The following is a 19,443-nucleotide window of genomic DNA, read 5'->3' on the forward strand; positions in this document are numbered from 1 at the left end:
TCAAAGAAAATAGAGTTCAGGATCACTTGGGCAATGCCCAAATCTGTTATTCAGAAAATAAAAAGCCCGGCAAAACCGGGCTTTTTAGAAAAATTACAACAATTTATTATGCTGCTTCGACTTCATCACCTTCAGCATCGCCTTCGGCCTCAATATCAGCCTTGGTGCGCTTCGGGCTCTTAGCAAGATTTGCTTCAATGAGACGAACAGATTCTGTATCCGAAAGCTTGTTCACTGCAGCAATTTCGCGGGCCATACGATCAAGCGCTGCTTCATAAAGCTGACGCTCAGAATAGGACTGCTCTGGCTGATTTTCTGCGCGATGCAGATCACGTACAACTTCAGAAATCATGATTAGGTCGCCGGAATTGATCTTTGCATCATATTCCTGTGCGCGGCGCGACCACATGGTGCGCTTGACGCGTGCACGGCCCTGTACGACCTTCAATGCGCGTTCAACATAATCGGTTTCCGACAGCTTGCGCATACCGATGCTGACAGCCTTAGCGACCGGCACCTTGAGGCGCATCTTGTCTTTTTCAAAGTCGATAACAAAAAGCTCAAGCTTGTGGCCGGCAACTTCCTGCTCTTCGATGGCAACGATCTGGCCGACGCCGTGAGCTGGATAAACAATGGATTCACCGGTCTTGAAACCCTGACGAGCCGGCGCCTTCTTCTGCTGGGATGTCATACGCTCTAATACTCCCTGTTGTGCCCGGCACAACTAGCCGGTTAACACATGATTTCGACCGCACGTCTTGGGAGACGTACGGAAGTCGTTGCGGTTTTGAGCTGGAAACGCATCTCAGGCACAAATTTATTTACCGGGAGAGTTTGGTGAGGAACGGTTGCTGCATTCGCAATAATCCATCCCGGTGCCATACAGCCCAGTAAAAAAGATTAGCCCTTTCAGAGATTAACGCATTTGCGCCACGTGTTGACGTCCAGTCACCGAAATTATTTACGCAAGGTAACACAATTTCGCGCAAGAATCAACAAATTGCCAAATATGTCGCATTCCACGATTCAGAACGCATTTTTGAGGCAACTATTTTTATCAAAATTAATCGAAAAAAGCTCGGACGAGCAATCAATCGCCGGGGCCAGCTTCGGCCGAGAAGAACTGCTCAAACTTACCCGACACGCCGTCCATTTCTTTCGCTTCGGGAAGCTCATCTTTTTTGGCGGTCAGGTTTGGCCACTTCGCTGCATATTCAGCGTTCAGCTCAAGCCACTTGTCGAGGCCCGGCTCAGTATCAGGACTAATGGCTTCAGCGGGGCATTCAGGCTCACAGACACCACAATCAATGCACTCGTCCGGATTGATGACGAGCATGTTCTCGCCCTCATAGAAACAGTCGACAGGACAAACCTCGACGCAGTCCGTATATTTGCAACGAATGCAATTATCGGTCACGACATAAGTCATTGTCCAACTCCTGTTGCCACTCTCCCATTTGAAGAGACGGCTTATCTCTAGTGAACTGACAGTTAAACACGCAGATCGAACATCTGAATGTTTTCGCTCCGGTCACGTCATATGTGTCACGCATATGGTGCTACGGCGTGTGGCTTGCTTGCCAGCTCATGCCTATGCAATCGCCAACGGTGAGGTAACGATTTTATCTCGCCATGACAAGGGTCCAAACGACGCAATATCACTATGTCACGAACATCTGAAATGACATTTCTTTTGCGTGTTAAAATTCAGAAAATGCTTTTATTTTAGACGCTTAACACGAAATTTCATTCGTTAAGGCACATCAAACTGCGTCATTGCGTCCGCATCAGTGACCGCGCAAACGATCCGTTTCACGCCGTTCTTTCTTCGTTGGTCGCCCTGCACCACTTTCACGCTGTGGCTGAACAGCCTCGATAGCTTTCGATTGTTGCGTTGGTTTGGGCGTCATATCTTCATAAAGAAGCTGCGCTTCGGGTGCTGGGCCGCGGCGTTCTCCGGGAGCCAAAACCTTGTAGACCAGAATATGTCGTTCAAGCGTGATGGTGAGAACATCGCCAATCTTCACCTGATAGGCGGCCTGATCGATCTTTGCACTGTTGACCCGGACCTTGCCGCCAGCGGCGAGTTTCGCCGCCAGCGATCTTGATTTAACCACGCGAGCAAAGAACAGCCACTTATCAATGCGCTGTCGTGCAATCGCTTCGGTCACCATTTTACTTCTTCATCTGCTCCTTGAGAGCAAGAAGCTTGGCAAATGGCGAATCGGGGTCGATACGAACCGGACGTTCCTGCTCAACGCGCTTGTTTGCCTGTGGGTTCACATTGTCACGCTTTGACTGGCGATGATCACGATTGCCATCGCGAGCCTTGCCTTTAAAGCCTTCACGTTTGTTCTGGCCACGATCCTGACCTTCGCCATCATTCCGACGGTTCTTGTCAAAACGCTTCGCGCCACCGCGATTATCGCGTGCGCCCTGCGCATCACCACCTTCAGAACCAGCATCTGATTTGCGCGCATCACCCTGCTGTGGGCGATGGTTGCGCTGACGATTCTGGTTCTGGTCATGATTGCGATTGCGGCCTTCAAAGCGGCCCTGCCGCCAGAGAAGAATTGGCTTTGGCTCTTCAGCTGGAGCTTCAACTGCTTCTGATGCTGCCTTTGCTTGTGCAACAGCCTTAACAGGCGCTGGAACAGGTTCCGCAGCAGGAACAGCGGGCTTTGCTTCGCTAGCCGGCGCAGAAGCTGGAACGGCTGCTTTGAAGACAGTTTCTTCTTCAACAACCTCAGCTTGAGCCGCAGTTGCAGCAGCAGCCGCAAATGCATCAAGCTCGGCAAGCTTAGCGGTGACAGCAGCCGCGTCCATCGCTTCCTGACGATAACCGAGACTTTTCAGAATTTCTTCCATGTCCTCAGCAGTTGCACCCAGAATAGACATCATCGCTGGCGTCACAATAAAGCGACCGCCATCGAATGCGCCCTCTGCACGCGTACCCGCGCCTGGACGCCAGGCAAGTGCCGGACGGATAAGATCAGCCAAACGTTCCAGAATGTCGATACGAACAGCACGACGGCCCAGCACGCGATAGCCTGCAAGACGGTAGAACTGCTGATCAAAAGCCGGATCAACGACAACCGATGTACGGCCAGCGGCCAGAACATTGACCACATCGCCATAACCGGCGCGTTCTTTGCCTTCGTTCTTCAACGCCCAAAGCAGTGTGATCAGGCCAGCAGGAGCAGGCTTAAGCAGCATTGGCATGAAAACATGGTAAGCACCGAAGCGCACGCCAAGACGACGAAGTGCTGCGCGCGAGTCCTGATCAAGACCACGTACTTCTTCGCTCACATCGCGGCGCTGAAGAACACCAAGACCTTCCACGATCTGGAAAGCCAGACCGCGTGTCATGCCGGTCAGCGCATCAGCGGCACTGAGATCCGTCAAAGGCTTCAAAACGGTCTCAATGTGATGAGCGACAAAACGTTCAATGCGTGCAGCCACCTTATCGCGCGCTGGGCCAGTCAGCTGCTCATCAGCCAAAATGACCGCGCGCGGCTTCAACACATCATCACCCGCAACAAGCGTGGCGACAGTCGCACCAACCCAGCGCAGAACACCGTCTGAACCGAGCGCAAAATCACCGTTGGGAGCAGCAGCAAAACGCTCCGCACGACGGTCAAATTCGGCGGCCAGCGCCTTTTGTGCAGCCGTCTTTACTGCCTTCGCATCCGGTCCATCGGACTGAACGTCAGCGGTAAAACGGAATCCTTCCAGTTGCCCGACATTATGGCCTTCGACGTTTACGTCTCCGGTCGAACTGATTTCTGCTTCTAGCATAGCATTCTCTCTCAGGCGCCTCATAAGCACGCTTGTCCTGCGGTCTACAAAGCGTTTCGTCAACCTTTCATGCAGCGCGTCGGACAATCTGTCCTCAATTTCGCGCGTCTTTTCCTGCCAGTGTGTCGGATCGGCAAGCCAACCGGGCCTGTGCGACACAAAAGTCCAGGTACGGATTTGCGCGACGCGATGAGACAGAGTGTCGATTTCCCCCTCTGTACTATCGGCGCGGCGCACCTGTTCGCTCATATAATCTTCATCAACGCTCCCTCGGCGGACCAGATCCTGATAAATGGTTGCTATGATATCGGCATGTTGCGCCGGCGCGATCTTACGATAATCGGGGAGCGCACAGGTATCCCACAAAAGTTCAATTCGCGCAGGCGTTGTTGCAAGCCGCACAATGTCTTCGTCTTTCGACAAATTTTCAAGAGCCTGCTGATCAACAGCAGGCAAAGCCTTGGTTAAACCGACAACCGGCGTTGGTGTGTCCAAAGAGTAGAGCAAAGCATTCAGCGAAGAAAAGTCGAAGCGACCCGTCCGCCATTGCAGAACTTTAACTGGGTCAAAGTCATGCGCCTCAATCCGCTCGACCATTTCGTCATCCAGCGGACGAACCTGACCTGTTACGCCAAACGTACCATCACGCAAATGGCGCCCGGCACGGCCCGCAATCTGTCCCAGCTCAGACGGCGTTAAATCACGGAACTGATAGCCATCAAACTTGCGATTCTGCGCAAAGGCGACATGATCAACATCCAGATTTAGGCCCATGCCAATGGCATCGGTCGCCACGAGGAAGTCAACATCACCCGACTGATAAAGCTCGACCTGTGCATTTCGGGTGCGTGGGCTCAGAGCCCCCATAACCACCGCAGCACCACCGCGCTGACGGCGAATTAATTCAGCAATCGCATAAACTTCATCCGCAGAAAAAGCGACAACCGCCGAACGGTTCGGCAAGCGGATAATCTTCTTCGAACTTGCATAGGTGAGATGGGACAGGCGCGGACGCGTCACCACCGTAATGCCACGCAACAGCTTTTCCAAAATGCCGCGCATCGTGCCAGCGCCGAGCAACAACGTTTCCTGCCGCCCGCGCAGATGCAGAATGCGATCCGTAAAAATATGCCCGCGTTCAAGATCGCCTGCTAGCTGCACTTCATCGATAGCCACAAAGGGCATATCCGTGCGGCGCGGCATGGCCTCAACCGTGCAAACAGAATAGCGCGAATTGGGCGGAGCGATTTTTTCTTCGCCGGTAATCAGCGAAACATTAGCCGCGCCCACTCTCTCGACGACACGATTGTAGACTTCGCGCGCGAGTAACCGTAGCGGAAGACCAATCATGCCACTGCCATGTGACAACATACGCTCAATCGCGAGATGCGTCTTACCGGTATTCGTCGGCCCAAGCACCGCAGTCACACCGCGGCCGCTCAAGGTCAGCGGCAGATCATGGGCAGGGAGGTGGTTCATGCCAATTGTAGAATTCCCGGAACAAATGCCATACGTAAAGCTATGCGATAGCACTATATGACTTGAGCCGAAAGCGCTCCTGTTAAGTTTAGACCTATGTTCTTAAAGGAATTCCGGCGCGGTCAAAGCCGCGACTGTTCTAGCCGGAACTCTTGCTGCATGCACCCTCAAAAAAACAAAACGGCTTATCCATGGCACTGCGCCTCAATACACATGATTCACTCTGGGTTTTCGATGCCCAGACATCTTAACAAATACGCCGTTTAACAAATAGAACGACTCTGGAACGAATCGGCGACGAATCGCTGACTCCGCACTCTTCGCCTTTTGTTCACGGCAACATATAGACGTTGGCGCCTATCCTGCCACTATATGCTGAATCGCAATCGTTAATGCATCGGACTTTTTAAGAATAGAACTGCGCGATTGTTAACCTTTGCATTCATCGACAAAATTCGCAGAGCGCAATTAAATCACTCGTTTCTAAATTATCATTTTTTTCCGGGCCTTAGTTTAATTCAGGCCGATTAAAAACGTCTTTTCATTAACCTTCAGTTCAAAGCCAGAACGAATCGGCGACGAATCGCTGATTGATCGATTTTCTGCCTTTGTTCTCACAATATGTAGTGGTTCTGTGATTGGAATTCCATAGGGCAGCGCAGATTTGCTGCCCTAATGTCGTTTCAAGCCATATTGGCGTTAACCTTTAAGCTGTTTATGGCCGTTCCACACACATGGCGACGCCCATGCCACCACCGATGCAAAGCGTAGCAAGACCGCGCTTCACACCACGGCGTTTCATCTCATAAAGAAGCGTTGTCAGCACGCGCGCGCCTGATGCGCCAATCGGATGACCAATGGCAATCGCTCCGCCATTCACGTTGACGATCTCTGGATTAATCCCAAGATCGCGAACAACAGCACAGGATTGCGCGGCGAAAGCTTCGTTGGCTTCAACCAGATCAAGATCTGCAACTGTCCAGCCAGCCTTTTCGAGTGCTTTGCGCGTAGCAGGAATTGGTCCTGTTCCCATAATCGATGGGTCAACACCGGCTGTTGCCCAGGAAACAATCCGTGCAAGCGGCTCAACACCACGCTTTTCAGCCTCATCGGCATCCATCAGGACCAGCGCGGCAGCACCATCATTAATACCGGATGCGTTACCAGCCGTCACAGTGCCTTCTTTATCAAAAGCAGGCTTGAGTTTTGAAAGCGCTTCGATGGTCGTTCCTGCGCGAATATATTCGTCCGCAGAAACAACCGTTTCACCCTTGCGGCTTTTGACAACAAACGGCACGATTTCATCATCGAAACGGCCTGCCTTCTGCGCTGCCTCTGCCTTGTTTTGCGAAGCAAGCGCAAAGCTGTCCTGATCATCCCGACTCAGATGCCATTGCTTTGCGATGTTTTCGGCGGTGATACCCATATGATATCCATGAAAGGCATCGGTCAGGCCGTCCTTGATCATTGTATCGATCATCTTAAAGTCGCCCATCTTCACGCCACTGCGCAGATGCGCGCAATGTGGCGCCATCGACATCGATTCCTGACCACCTGCGACAATGATTTTCGCATCACCTGCCAATATTTGCTGCATTCCGAGCGCCACGGCACGTAGGCCCGAACCACAAAGCTGATTGATCGAAAAGGCAGTCGTCTCAATTGGACAACCCGCGGCCATGGCGGACTGACGAGCCGGATTCTGCCCCTCGCCTGCCGTCAACACCTGCCCGAGAATAACTTCATCCACGTCCGTTGCATCAACACCGGCACGTTCAAGTGCGGCCTTAATTGCAGCGGCTCCAAGTTCATGCGCGGTTACATTGGCGAAAGCGCCATTAAACGCCCCCACAGCGGTACGCGCTGCACTGGCGATGACGATTGCTTTCTGGATATGTGATGCAGTCATTCTTTCCTCCTTGAAAATCACCGACAGAGAAAGACCAAAACGCATCGCTTTGCAAGTTTCGTAGAATAAGGCGATGCGAAGTATTTTTGCTCAAATCAATAATCTGTTTCGTCATGGAACGCGCAGTTAAGACCACACGCCTCGCGCAACACGCGTTAAGTTAGGATCACGGAAACCAAGGAGATCACTATGTCCGCACTGACACTAGAAAAAGCCAATGCCATCATCACAACCGCTTTTGCAAAAGCCACGGAACTGAAGCTAAAGCCGTTGGCCGTATCAGTCTTTGATGCCGGTGGTCATCTGAAGGCTTTTCAGAAACAGGACGGTGCATCGATTCTACGTTTTGAAATCGCAGCCGGCAAAGCCTTCGGCGCTCTCGCTGTCGGCGCTGGATCACGCTGGCTTAACAACCAGGCAAAAGACCGTCCGCATTTCCTTGAAGGTCTATCCAATGTTTCCGGCGGTAGAATCGTACCAGTGCCGGGCGGCGTTCTCATCAAGGATGCAAACAACGAAATCATCGGTGCGGTTGGCATTTCCGGCGACACTTCGGATAATGATGAAATTGCTGCTGTTGCTGGCATTGAAGCTGCCAGCTTTGTTGCCGATGCCGGATAAAAAAGAAAACGCCGCTTCCGGAAACCGGAAACGGCGTTTTTGAAAACCATCTTTCAGCTGCAAAGCAGCTTAAGACTATTCCTTAGCTTCGAGGACCTGACGGCCACGATACATACCGCTTTTAAGGTCGATATGATGTGGACGACGAAGTTCGCCCGAGTTCTTGTCCTCGACGTAAGTCGGGGCCTTGAGTGCGTCTGCCGAGCGGCGCATGCCGCGCTTCGACGGAGACGTTTTGCGTTTAGGTACTGCCATGGATTCAGCTCCACTGATCGATCAATAAACGTCCGGCACGGCCCCGAAGAGCCTGTCACATCGGACAAAATTCCGGAAAGTCACGTGCCTATACACGCTCTTGCGGCATTTGACCAGCGGAGTCTTATCTTTTTTCCAGCTATTGAACACAAGTCACATAAGGACCAGCGCGTGAAGCACGTCCGGCAACAATACGTGAAATGCGCTGCATGTTGCGTGTCGGTTTGGCAGGATTGCGAAGCAATGGGTTGGGAAGCGTTACAGCGAGCAAGGCCGACTGCTGCGCATTCAGCCGCGATGCGGGGCGTTTAAAATAATGTTGAGCCGCCGCCTCAATGCCATAGATGCCCGGACCCCACTCAGCAATATTGAGATAAATCTCCATAATGCGTCGCTTTGAAAGCACAGCGTCGGCAACCAGCGCCAATGGAAACTCCAGCCCTTTGCGCACGTAAGACCGGCCATTCCAGAGGAAAAGGTTCTTCACTGTCTGCATGGTAATGGTCGAAGCTCCACGACTGGGGGCGCCATCACTGTCGAGCACAAGACTGAGCTGGTGCCAGTCTACGCCGCCATGGCTGCAAAATTGCCCATCCTCAGCCATCATCACGGAATTCACCAGAACTGGCGCAACATCGTCGATACTAACCCATTGCCGGTCCACATCGCGCAAAAGAACATAGTCCTTCACCATCAATGTCGAAATCGGGCGCACAAAGGGTATTGAATAAACGAGGATCAAAAAAAGCGGTAAGACGGCAAGACCGATCAAAATCTTGAGCATAAGGGCAATCCTGCCACCCCAAACGGGATCAGCCAAGTAATTGCGACCATCTTTGCTCCTGAGAATGATTTTTGCCACATCCACCGCCCGTTATTCCTTATTAAGCGACATAAACTATTCCTTAACAATAATGAACCTGATTCCATAAAGCTTCTGACAAGAAACAACCTGTTTGATGACCGCTGGATGAAAAAGCCTGTGCTGATCGTTGTGCCCAGTTGACCAAATCTGCACTTTGGTCCATCCCCTAACATATGGAAAACGTGTCTGTAGATTTTGCTCAATCCCTGCATCTGCGCGCTCTCGAAGTCGAGACAATGCTGGTCGGGCTTCTGGATCTTCGGTTGCGCACCGGCGAAGTGGCGCGCCCCGAGCGATTGTTAGCCGCTATGCGCCATGGTGTACTGAATGGTGGCAAACGCCTGCGCCCCTTTCTCGTTGTTGAGAGTGCCGCCATGTTTGGCAAGCACGGCGATTCTGTACTGCGCGTAGCAGCGGCACTCGAATGCATTCACTGCTATTCGCTGGTGCATGATGATCTGCCTGCAATGGACAATGACGACATGCGGCGCGGGCAACCAACCGTGCATAAGGCTTTTGATGAAGCCGCAGCGATCCTCGCAGGTGACAGTCTGCTAACCTATGCCTTTGATATTGTTGCGTCTGACGAAACTGATCTTCCAGCCAAAATCCGCATCGAACTAGTCTCGGCGCTGGCGCGTGCATCAGGCATCGGTGGCATGGCTGGCGGTCAGGCGCTTGATCTGATGGCAGAAAGCAACAAACCGGATGAAGCGGGTATCATCACGCTGCAAGCCATGAAGACCGGTGCGTTGATCCGCTTTGCCTGTGCAGCCGGAGCAATCATTGCAGGTGCATCGCGCGAAGACCGCGAGCGCATGGCGGAGTTTGGCTCAGCTATCGGCCTTGCTTTTCAGCTTGCCGATGACCTTCTGGACGTGACTGCGGATGCCGCCGTCATGGGCAAAGCAACTGGCAAAGATGCAGCGGCAGGCAAAGCTACGCTCGTGTCGCTTCATGGCATCGAATGGACCCGCAAACAGCTTTCCGGTCTGGTTGCTCAGGCTGAGGACCTTCTTGAGCCATTTGGTGAAAATGCAACGATTCTCAAGCAAGCCGCCCGCTTCATCGCAGAACGGCAAAGCTAGCTAAGAAGCCACTTTCTGATCAAGCCCGAAGCGGTTCTCGATATATTCGGCAACCATTTTCTGGAAATCAGCGGCAATCTCCGGTCCGCGCAGCGTCGTCACCTTCTTGCCATCGACAAAGACGGGGGCGGACGGCGTTTCGCCTGTACCCGGAAGCGAAATGCCAATATCGGCATGTTTCGATTCGCCCGGACCATTGACAATGCATCCCATGACCGCCACCGAAAGTGCTTCCACGCCTGGATATTTTTCACGCCAGATCGGCATGCTACGGCGAATATCGTCCTGAATATTCTGCGCCAATTCCTGAAAAACCGTAGACGTCGTACGTCCGCACCCCGGGCACGCCGCAACAATTGGAATGAACTGGCGGAAGCCCATGGTCTGCAACAATTCCTGCGACACCTGAACTTCGCGCGTGCGATCACCACCTGGCTCTGGTGTGAGTGAAATGCGAATTGTATCGCCAATGCCCTGCTGTAGCAAAATACCCATCGCAGCGGATGACGCGACAACGCCCTTGGTGCCCATTCCGGCCTCGGTGAGACCAAGATGCAGAGCATGATCGCAACGATTCGCAAGCATCGTATAGACAGCGATCAAGTCCTGAACCTGACTGACCTTGGCAGACAAGATAATCTTATCGCGACTGAGACCAATCTCTTCGGCAAGGTTAGCAGAAATCAGTGCCGATTGCACAATGGCTTCGCGCATGACTTCCTGCGCACTCAAAGGCGCACCCTCGGCCTGATTGCGATCCATCAGCGTGGTCAGCAATTCCTGATCGAGTGAACCCCAGTTCACACCAATGCGCACCGGCTTGTCATACCGGATCGCCATTTCGACGATGTCAGCGAACTGCTTGTCTTTTTTGTCCTTGAAACCGACATTGCCCGGATTGATGCGATATTTCGCGAGCGCTTCAGCGCAGGCCGGATGATCGGCCAAAAGCTTGTGACCGATATAATGAAAATCGCCGACCAGTGGCACATTCATGCCGAGGCGTTCAAGACGCTCACGGATCTTCGGCACAGCCGCAGCCGATTCGTCCCGATCCACTGTAATACGCACGATCTCGGAACCGGCACGATGCAAAGCAGCAACCTGTGCAACAGTTCCATCAACATCAGCCGTATCGGTATTGGTCATTGACTGGACAACAACAGGCTCGCTGCCGCCAACGATAACTCCGCCAACGCTCACGCCAACGGATCGGCGACGGGGAAAAGGATGCGAAAAATAGCTGACGGTCTCGGAAGACATTGTGCTCTGTTCTTTTGTCCTGCTGCAATTGCCGAAGCAAATTATATTTCGCGTATCGGAAACCGCTCTTCGTACGGGCCTGTTTTCAGGTGGCGTAGCAAGGCGCAATTGTCAACGCCTGCCTGCATCGTTTTCTTGTTATATAATCACTTGCCGACGGCTTGTCGCCTCCTCATTATGCAATGATTCCAGAGGAGGAGATGAAACATGGCAAATGCTAAGGCCCGCAAAACCGCTATTGTCACGGGTTCCAATTCCGGCATTGGTCTTGGCATCGCCCATGCGTTGGCCGGTTCCGGGCACAATGTTGTGATCAACTCCTTCACAGACCGCAGCGAAGACCACGATCTGGCACAAGCAATCGCCAAAGAACATGGCGTAAGCGTGATCTATGTTGCCGCTGATATGTCAAAGCCTGACGATTGTCGCGCATTGATCGAAAAGAGCGTTGACGCCTTTGGCAGCGCAGACATTATCGTCAATAATGCGGGCATCCAACACGTCGCGCCCGTCGAAGAATTTCCGACCGATCAATGGGACCGGATTATCGCGATCAACCTGACATCGGCTTTTCACACCTCAGCCGCAGCGATCCCCCATATGAAAAAAGCTGGCTGGGGCCGTATCATCAATATCGCGTCAGCGCATGGGCTGGTCGCGTCACCGTTCAAGTCGGCTTATGTCGCAGCAAAGCACGGCATTGTTGGCTTCACAAAAACGCTGGCACTTGAACTTGCCACCGCAAAGATTACAGCCAATGCCATCTGCCCCGGCTATGTACTCACCCCGCTTGTCGAAGCTCAGATACCCGATCAGATGAAAGCCCATAACATGGATCGCGAAACGGTGATCCGCGAGGTCATGCTGGATAAGCAGCCGACAAAGGAATTTGTAACGACTGCCCAGATTGGCGCACTTGCGGCCTTCCTTGCAACGGATGCCGCAGCACAGATCAACGGTGCCGCCCTCCCGGTCGAGGGCGGCTGGACCGCTGAATAAACATCGAGCAATAATCGCTCGATGTATTTTTTCCACGCATTATCCTACGCAAAACCGCTACGCACTTTTGCTGGAAATGCTTAATGCGAACTGTCCGCGTATTTTGCCAGCCCTGAGAAGGCGAGTACCACCAGCAACAGGACAGGCAGCGACAGAAACACCACGCTGAAACCGCTATGCTTGGCAACAAAGCCGATAAGCGAAGGTGCAACCAGCATCCCCGAATAGCCCATGGTGGTGGCAATCGACAGGCCGACACTTGGATTGATGCCCGGCAGATTGCCGCCGATGGAAAAGGCTATCGGCACCATGTTGGAGATGCCAATACCGCAAATCGCAAAGCCAAAGATTACCGCATAAGGGTTGCTCGACAGGCCGACAATCACCATGCCGATAATGGCAATCGACGTGCAAAAACGCAGCGTGTTGATTGCGCCGAAACGGTCGCGGACAATATCACCTGCAAAGCGCATGATTGCCATGGTCATTGAGAAGGCAGCAAAACCAAAGCCAGCAACGGTCACGGATGCGCCCAGTTCATCGCGAAGATAATAGGCACCCCAATCGAGAATTGCGCCTTCTGGGATCATCGAGAACAGAGCGATAATGCCCACCAGCCATGGGAGTGCATTGCGTGGCAAAGTCAGCTTCTGCTTTTCACCACTTGGATGATAATGCTTATCGGCAATGATTGAAGGCCAAGCAAAAGCAAGCACGCCTGCGGCTACAACCGTTGCAATCAGCGCATGAGCAGTTGAGCCAACATGCGCAATCAAAAAGCCGCCCGTTGCTGCCCCAATCAGTCCGCCAAGGCTCCAGAAAGCATGGCAGGACGACATGATTGCGCGACGCATATGCTTTTCGACGCCAACCGCATTCGCGTTCATTGCAACGTCCATCGCGCCGATCATGCCACCAAAATAGAACATGACAATCACGGCTGTGACGATATTGGGCACCAGCGCAATAATCAGCAAAGCCGGGACAAGGCCGATTGCAAACAGCTTCACAACCGCGCCAGATCCACGATGTGCGGACAGCGCGCCTGCCACCGGCATCATCGAAAGCGAGCCAATACCAAACACAAGGATCATCAGCCCCATGCCACTGGTATCAAGCCCAAGACGACCTGCAAATTCGGGAATTTTTGGTGCCCAGCCACCAAAAATATATCCGTTCATCAGAAAGAGCAGAGCCACCGCAATGCGCTCTCTGGTTACGATTGGCGCCCGATCACTCAACGCATCATTTCGTCCGGCAGTCTGTTCCATGGCTTCCTCAGTCACGCCCTTCTGCGGCATGTATAATCGTCATGCCTGATGCCCGATAAGGCGCAAGGACATCTTCTTTTGTATCATGTTCAACAGCCATAACAGCAACAGCCTCAATGGGTATGACATCGTGCGCAGCAACCGTCCCGAGCTTGTCACTGGTGATTGCCAGCACAACCTTACGACTTCGCCCAGCGATAACCCGTTTGAATTCCGCATCTTCCAGATGAAGCGCTGTAATGCCTGTTTCGGCAGAAAAGCCGCATACTCCGAGCATACAAAGGTCAGGTCGCACCAGCTCCGCATCACGCAAAGCGCGTGCACCAACCGCTGCACTGACGCGGCGATCAATGGGACCACCGATCATCACAACATCGATCTTGTCCGACTGCAAAACAATTGCTGCAATCGATGGCGTATTGGTGACAATGGTGATCACATCACCCCGATCCACGAGCAGACGTGCAAGCGCCAGATTGGTTGAGGAGGAATCGAGAAACACCGTCATGTTTGGCTCGATCAGACCAGCCAGCGCGGCGGCAAGGGTCGTCTTGGCCTCCGGTCTTTCCGTGTCACGTTCAGAAAGCGGCGCGTAGGAAGGCGCGGCCTTCAAGGCACCTCCATAAACACGCTTGCAGAGGCCCGCAGCCGCCATCTCGCGAAGGTCACGTCGGATTGTATCTTCCGAAACACCAAAGGATTCAGCGAGTTCGCTCGCCAAGACGCGGCCAGACTGCTCAAGCAACTGCTGAATACGCGCTTGTCTTTCGTCCAGTAATAGCTCTGTCATCGCTCATTCCTGTTACCATGCATAAACATGCATGAATCGGCGAAAACGTGCATAGCAGATTTTTATGACCACGCAAGCAAAAGAAAACGCCGCGCTCTTTTTCAGGGCGCGGCGTTTTCAAGATTTCTAAAAAAAGAAATTATTCTCCAAAGACGATCAAAAGATCCTTCGCGTCAATCTGTTCGCCGGGGCGCACGAGCACTTCGGCAATCGAACCATCGCGTTCAGCACGCAGGGCCGTTTCCATCTTCATCGCTTCGATGGACAGCAACACATCGCCAGCTTTCACGTTCTGGCCCTGAGAAACAGCGACAGTGGACACAACACCCGGCATTGGCGCACCAACATGTTTGTCGTTGCCGAGTTCCGCTTTGCGCTTCACACCACCCGACGCACCCTTAGCGCGGTTTGGCACCTTGACGCGGCGCGGCTGACCGTTGAGCTCGAAGAACACAGTGACCATGCCCTTCTCATCCGTTTCAGACATTGCCTGATTGACGATCACAAGTGTCTTACCGCGTTCGAGATCAACGAACACTTCTTCTTCCGGCTTCAAGCCATAGAAATAAACTGGCGTTGGAAGAACACTGGTCGGACCATAATTTTCCTGCGCTGCTGCATAATCGGTAAAGACCTTTGGATACATCAAGTAGGAAGCAAACTCCTGATCCGTGATTTCGCGACCAAGTGTTTCCTCAATCGACTTACGTTCGGCATCAAGGTCAGCGGCTGGAAGCAGCGAACCAGGGCGTACAGTGAATGGTTTTTCGTCTTTCAGCACCTTCTTCTGCAACGATGCTGGCCAGCCCGATGGCGGCTGACCAAGATCGCCGCGCATCATCGAGACGACCGAATCCGGGAAAGCAATGTCCTTGTCCGGGTTTTCAACATCGGCAACAGTCAGGTCCTGAGAAACCATCATCAGCGCCATGTCGCCCACCACCTTCGAAGATGGCGTGACTTTGACGATATCGCCAAACATACAATTCACATCGGCATAGGCCTGCGCCACTTCATGCCAGCGGGTTTCTAAACCCAACGAACGCGCCTGTTCTTTGAGGTTTGTGAACTGCCCGCCCGGCATTTCGTGCAAGTACACTTCCGAAGCCGGTCCCTTGAGATCGCTTTCAAAGGCCGCGTACTGATTGCGCACCGCTTCCCAATAGAAGGAAATGCGGCGGATAGTTTCCGTATCAAGGCCCGGATCACGATCTGATCCATGAAGCGCTTCGACAATCGACCCAAGGCATGGCTGCGATGTATTGCCGGAGAAGGCATCCATTGCCGCATCAACTGCATCGACACCGGCATCCACGGCTGCAAGCACAGTCGCCGCCGAAATGCCCGACGTATCATGGGTGTGGAAATGGATAGGCAGATCGGTTTCTTCACGCAGCGTCTTAAACAGCACACGTGCCGCCGCAGGCTTCAACAAGCCCGCCATGTCTTTGACGGCGATTATATGCGCGCCAGCCTTTTCAACCTGCTTGGCCAAATCGACATAATATTTAAGGTCGTATTTAGCGCGTTCTGGATTGAGGATATCGCCTGTGTAGCAGATCGCCGCTTCACAAAGCTTGTTCTCTTCCAGCACCGCATCCATCGATACGCGCATGTTCTCAACCCAGTTAAGGCTATCGAACGCGCGGAACAGGTCCATGCCGCCACGCGCTGCTTCACGCACGAAATACTTTACCACATTGTCCGGGTAGGACTTGTAGCCAACACCATTCGCGCCGCGCAGGAGCATTTGCAGCAGGATGTTTGGCGCGCCTTCGCGCACCATTGCCAGGCGCTCCCACGGATCTTCCGTCAAAAAGCGCATCGACACGTCAAAGGTCGCACCGCCCCAACATTCAAGCGAGAAGAGGTTCGGCAGTGCCTGCGCATAGGCATTGGCCACGCGCGCAATATCATAGGTACGCACACGCGTTGCCAGCAGTGACTGATGACCGTCACGCATGGTCGTATCGGTCAACAGAACACGCTTTTCATTGCGCATCCATTCAGCAAACTTCTGCGGTCCAAGCTTGTCGAGCAACTGCTTGGTGCCGTCGACGACCGGAAGATCACCAAACCACGGCACAATCGGCTTCGCCGCATCCTGAGTTGGTAACGCACGACCTTTGGTTTCCGGATGACCGTTGACCGTCACATCAGCAACGTAAGTCAGGAGTTTGGTCGCACGATCCTGACGCTTCATATGGGTGAAAAGCTCAGGCGTCGTATCGATAAAGCGCGTCGTATAATCATTCGACTGGAATTTCGGATGATTGATGATTGCTTCAACGAAGGTGAGGTTTGTCGCCACACCACGAATACGGAATTCACGCAATGCGCGGTCCATACGACGGATGGCTTCAATCGGCGTAGAACCCGACGCTGTGACCTTCACCAGCAGCGGATCGTAATAGCGCGTGATGACCGCGCCAGAATAGGCTGTGCCGCCATCGAGACGAATGCCAAAGCCCGATGCCGAGCGATAGGCTTGAATGCGGCCATAGTCTGGAACGAAATTCTGCTCAGGATCTTCGGTGGTAATGCGGCACTGCAGCGCATGACCGTTGAGGCGAATATCCTTCTGCTCCGGCACGCCCGATTCTGGCGTACCAATCGCATAGCCTTCCAGAATATGAATCTGGGCTTTAACGATATCGATGCCTGTTACTTCTTCCGTGACGGTGTGCTCAACCTGAATGCGCGGGTTCACTTCGATGAAGTAAAATGCGCCAGTGTCGGCATCCATCAGGAATTCAACGGTGCCTGCACCGATATAATCGGTGGCATGAGCGATCTTCAGACCATAGCTGGCCAGTTCCTGACGCTGTTCGTCATTGAGGTAAGGCGCAGGCGCACGCTCAACCACTTTTTGATTGCGACGCTGGATCGAGCAGTCGCGCTCATAAAGATGAACAGCATTGCCATGCGTATCGCCCAAAATCTGCACTTCGACGTGACGTGCACGCTCGACAAGCTTTTCGAGATAGACTTCATCCTTGCCAAACGCAGCCTTGGCTTCGCGCTTGGCTTCCGTCACTTCGCGATCAAGATCTTCTTCAGCACGAATGGCACGCATACCGCGACCGCCACCACCCCATGATGCTTTCAGCATCAACGGATAGCCGATCTTGGCGGCGAGCTTCTTTACTTCGGCTATATCGTCCGGCAGCGGATCGGTCGCGGGCACCACAGGAACGCCAATCTCAATGGCGAGATTGCGCGCGGCAACCTTGTTACCCAGACGGCGCATAGTTTCCGGCTTAGGGCCGATGAAAATAATGCCGTTCTGCGCACAAGCTTCGGCAAATTCAGGACTTTCCGACAAAAGGCCATAGCCCGGATGGATAGCATCAGCGCCCGATAGCTTAGCCACGCGGATCACTTCATCAATCGACAGATAGCTTTCAATCGGTCCAAGATCACGCGCCAGATGCGGTCCACGACCGACCTGATAGCTTTCGTCTGCTTTAAAGCGATGCAGTGAGAGTTTGTCTTCCTCTGCCCATATGGCCACCGTTTTTATGCCAAGCTCGTTGGCTGCACGGAACACGCGGATAGCAATTTCTGAACGATTGGCGACCAGAATTTTTCTAATGGGCAAGGCAGGACTCCCAAGACTGCAATGATAGATACGACTTTGATTAGCGTGCAATGTAAGCAAGCGCAAACAAACTGTGCAATCAGGAGAGAAAAACAATATGCCCGACCAAAAGCCGGGCACACTGCTAAAATTAGAAGCAAAACTTGCTAATATATGAGGCAGATTGCACTGATTTACTCAGGAATTAGTGCATTCAGCTGACTGAACAACGTTCAGAAATCAAATTGACTGACTGAGTCTGACTTACTTCTTCTGGAAGTAGTTGTATTTGCCATCATCACCCTTGCGCCATTCAAACATCACGTAAGGCGAAAGGCTAGGATCGCCCTTTGCGTCATAGGACAGATCACCGAGAACTGTCTTGAATGGACCCTTGCCCTTGAGAGCAGCGGCAACTTCCTGCGGATCATTGTTTCCGGCAGCATTGGCTGCATCAACCAGCGACTGAACACCCGCATAAGCATAGAAGGTGTAGGCTTCTGGCTCAAATCCCTTGTCGCGGAACGCCTTGATCAGGGCAGCATTGGCTGCATCATCACGCGGGTCTGGGCCAAAAGTATTGAGCACACCGGCAACCGCATCACCTGCAATCGAGGCCAGTTCGTTGGAAACAATGCCGTCACCCGAAATGAACTGCGCCTTCAAACCCTGATCGGCCATCTGCCGGATGATGAGTGCTGCTTCCGGGTGCATACCACCCCAATAAACAGCGGTAATTCCGGCTGCCTTCATCTTGGAAATCAGCGCCGAGAAATCCTTGTCGCCCTGATTGACGCCTTCATAAAGCGTTTCTTCCTTGCCATTGGCATTGAGCGACTTTTTGGTTTCATCGGCAAGGCCCTGACCATAAGGGGTCTTGTCGTGCAGGATAGCAACTTTGCCGTCCTTGTAGTTGTCGGCAATATACTTACCTGCAACGATGCCCTGCTGATCGTCACGACGGCATGTGCGGAAGGTGTTCCACAAATCACGCTCGGTAAAGGTTGGGTTCGTCGTACCAGGCGCAATCATCAACACGCCGTTTTCTGCATAAATATCCGATGTTGGAATACTTACGCCAGAATTGAAATGACCGATAACAAACTGAACGCCATCGCCGACAAACTTGTTTGCAACGGAAATACCCTGACGCGGATCGGCGGCATCATCACCATACACAATAGTGATCTGTTCGCCGTTCATGCCGCCCTTGGCATTGGCTTCCGCAACTGCAGCCTCTACACCACGCTTGATCTGTTCGCCATAGGCAGCCTGACCGCCTGTAAGCGGTGCACCAACGCCCAAAAGTACATCAGCGAAAGAGGCTCCCCCCATTGCCACCAACGCGGAAAGACACACACCGCAGAATAAGGATTTTTTCATTTCAACTACTCCCTAGCTAATTCACCCCTCCTCAGGGCAAACAAATATACGCCGCGATAATCGCCATTAGAATTCGACAAAGCAGATAGATTATCTTCTTTTTGAGAAGTCCACACCAATTTAAACTAAAAATCATGTTTTT

General features: G+C 52.7%; 15 protein-coding genes. 3 read left to right on the top strand and 12 right to left on the bottom strand.

The annotated features are described in order from the left end of the window. Nucleotides 1-106: 106 nt before the first annotated feature. The 5 genes from U2P60_RS07825 to U2P60_RS07845 form a co-directional block, all read right to left on the bottom strand. Nucleotides 107-691: a CarD family transcriptional regulator gene (locus tag U2P60_RS07825; RefSeq protein ID WP_313827213.1), complete on the bottom strand. Its 585-nt coding sequence runs from the start codon at nucleotides 689-691 to the stop codon at nucleotides 107-109. A 399-nt stretch (nucleotides 692-1,090) separates the two neighbouring features. Further along, nucleotides 1,091-1,429, bottom strand: a complete 339-nt coding sequence (gene fdxA / locus U2P60_RS07830; protein ID WP_250041177.1) for a ferredoxin FdxA — start codon at nucleotides 1,427-1,429, stop codon at nucleotides 1,091-1,093. Nucleotides 1,430-1,787: 358 nt separating this feature from the next. Further along, nucleotides 1,788-2,174: an RNA-binding S4 domain-containing protein gene (locus U2P60_RS07835; RefSeq protein WP_413572113.1), complete on the bottom strand. Its 387-nt coding sequence runs from the start codon at nucleotides 2,172-2,174 to the stop codon at nucleotides 1,788-1,790. A gap of 1 nt (nucleotide 2,175) precedes the next feature. After that, a complete protein-coding gene (locus U2P60_RS07840; protein ID WP_413572114.1) occupies nucleotides 2,176-5,277 on the bottom strand; it encodes a helicase-related protein in 3,102 nt (1,033 codons plus the stop codon). Between the two features lie 715 nt (nucleotides 5,278-5,992). Further along, complete coding sequence (locus U2P60_RS07845) at nucleotides 5,993-7,186, bottom strand: acetyl-CoA C-acetyltransferase (protein WP_413572115.1); 1,194 nt, start codon at nucleotides 7,184-7,186, stop codon at nucleotides 5,993-5,995. A gap of 189 nt (nucleotides 7,187-7,375) precedes the next feature. Between U2P60_RS07845 and U2P60_RS07850 the strand changes: the two genes are divergently transcribed. Next, a complete protein-coding gene (locus tag U2P60_RS07850) occupies nucleotides 7,376-7,807 on the top strand; it encodes a GlcG/HbpS family heme-binding protein (RefSeq protein ID WP_413572116.1) in 432 nt (143 codons plus the stop codon). A 75-nt stretch (nucleotides 7,808-7,882) separates the two neighbouring features. Here the strand turns inward: U2P60_RS07850 and rpmF are convergent, their stop codons facing one another. Next, nucleotides 7,883-8,062 carry a 50S ribosomal protein L32 gene (gene rpmF / locus U2P60_RS07855; RefSeq protein ID WP_006467787.1) on the bottom strand — a complete coding sequence of 60 codons (180 nt, stop codon included), beginning with the start codon at nucleotides 8,060-8,062 and terminating at the stop codon, nucleotides 7,883-7,885. A 139-nt stretch (nucleotides 8,063-8,201) separates the two neighbouring features. Continuing rightward, the gene (gene mtgA, locus U2P60_RS07860; protein ID WP_413572117.1) at nucleotides 8,202-8,924 is read right to left on the bottom strand and encodes a monofunctional biosynthetic peptidoglycan transglycosylase; all 723 of its coding nucleotides are present in this window, start codon (nucleotides 8,922-8,924) and stop codon (nucleotides 8,202-8,204) included. A 176-nt stretch (nucleotides 8,925-9,100) separates the two neighbouring features. Between mtgA and U2P60_RS07865 the strand changes: the two genes are divergently transcribed. Then, the gene (locus tag U2P60_RS07865) at nucleotides 9,101-10,015 is read left to right on the top strand and encodes a polyprenyl synthetase family protein (protein WP_413572119.1); all 915 of its coding nucleotides are present in this window, start codon (nucleotides 9,101-9,103) and stop codon (nucleotides 10,013-10,015) included. On the opposite strand, the gene ispG is transcribed toward U2P60_RS07865, so the two are convergent. Continuing rightward, complete coding sequence (gene ispG / locus U2P60_RS07870; RefSeq protein ID WP_313827222.1) at nucleotides 10,016-11,278, bottom strand: flavodoxin-dependent (E)-4-hydroxy-3-methylbut-2-enyl-diphosphate synthase; 1,263 nt, start codon at nucleotides 11,276-11,278, stop codon at nucleotides 10,016-10,018. 207 nt (nucleotides 11,279-11,485) lie between these two features. Here ispG and U2P60_RS07875 point away from each other — a divergent pair, with 207 nt between their 5' ends. After that, on the top strand, nucleotides 11,486-12,277 hold the full coding sequence (locus U2P60_RS07875) for a 3-hydroxybutyrate dehydrogenase (RefSeq protein ID WP_413572120.1): 792 nt from the start codon (nucleotides 11,486-11,488) through the stop codon (nucleotides 12,275-12,277). Nucleotides 12,278-12,357: 80 nt separating this feature from the next. Here the strand turns inward: U2P60_RS07875 and U2P60_RS07880 are convergent, their stop codons facing one another. From U2P60_RS07880 to U2P60_RS07895, 4 genes are all read right to left on the bottom strand, one after another. Then, a complete protein-coding gene (locus tag U2P60_RS07880; RefSeq protein ID WP_413573715.1) occupies nucleotides 12,358-13,548 on the bottom strand; it encodes an MFS transporter in 1,191 nt (396 codons plus the stop codon). Between the two features lie 7 nt (nucleotides 13,549-13,555). Then, complete coding sequence (locus U2P60_RS07885; protein ID WP_313827225.1) at nucleotides 13,556-14,338, bottom strand: DeoR/GlpR family DNA-binding transcription regulator; 783 nt, start codon at nucleotides 14,336-14,338, stop codon at nucleotides 13,556-13,558. 139 nt (nucleotides 14,339-14,477) lie between these two features. Further along, on the bottom strand, nucleotides 14,478-17,939 hold the full coding sequence (gene pyc / locus U2P60_RS07890) for a pyruvate carboxylase (protein ID WP_413572121.1): 3,462 nt from the start codon (nucleotides 17,937-17,939) through the stop codon (nucleotides 14,478-14,480). Nucleotides 17,940-18,182: 243 nt separating this feature from the next. After that, the gene (locus U2P60_RS07895; protein WP_413572123.1) at nucleotides 18,183-19,301 is read right to left on the bottom strand and encodes a branched-chain amino acid ABC transporter substrate-binding protein; all 1,119 of its coding nucleotides are present in this window, start codon (nucleotides 19,299-19,301) and stop codon (nucleotides 18,183-18,185) included. Nucleotides 19,302-19,443 lie beyond the last annotated feature (142 nt).

Origin of the sequence: Brucella sp. H1_1004, from assembly GCF_047308065.1 — a bacterium.
GTDB lineage: Bacteria > Pseudomonadota > Alphaproteobacteria > Rhizobiales > Rhizobiaceae > Brucella > Brucella pseudogrignonensis_B.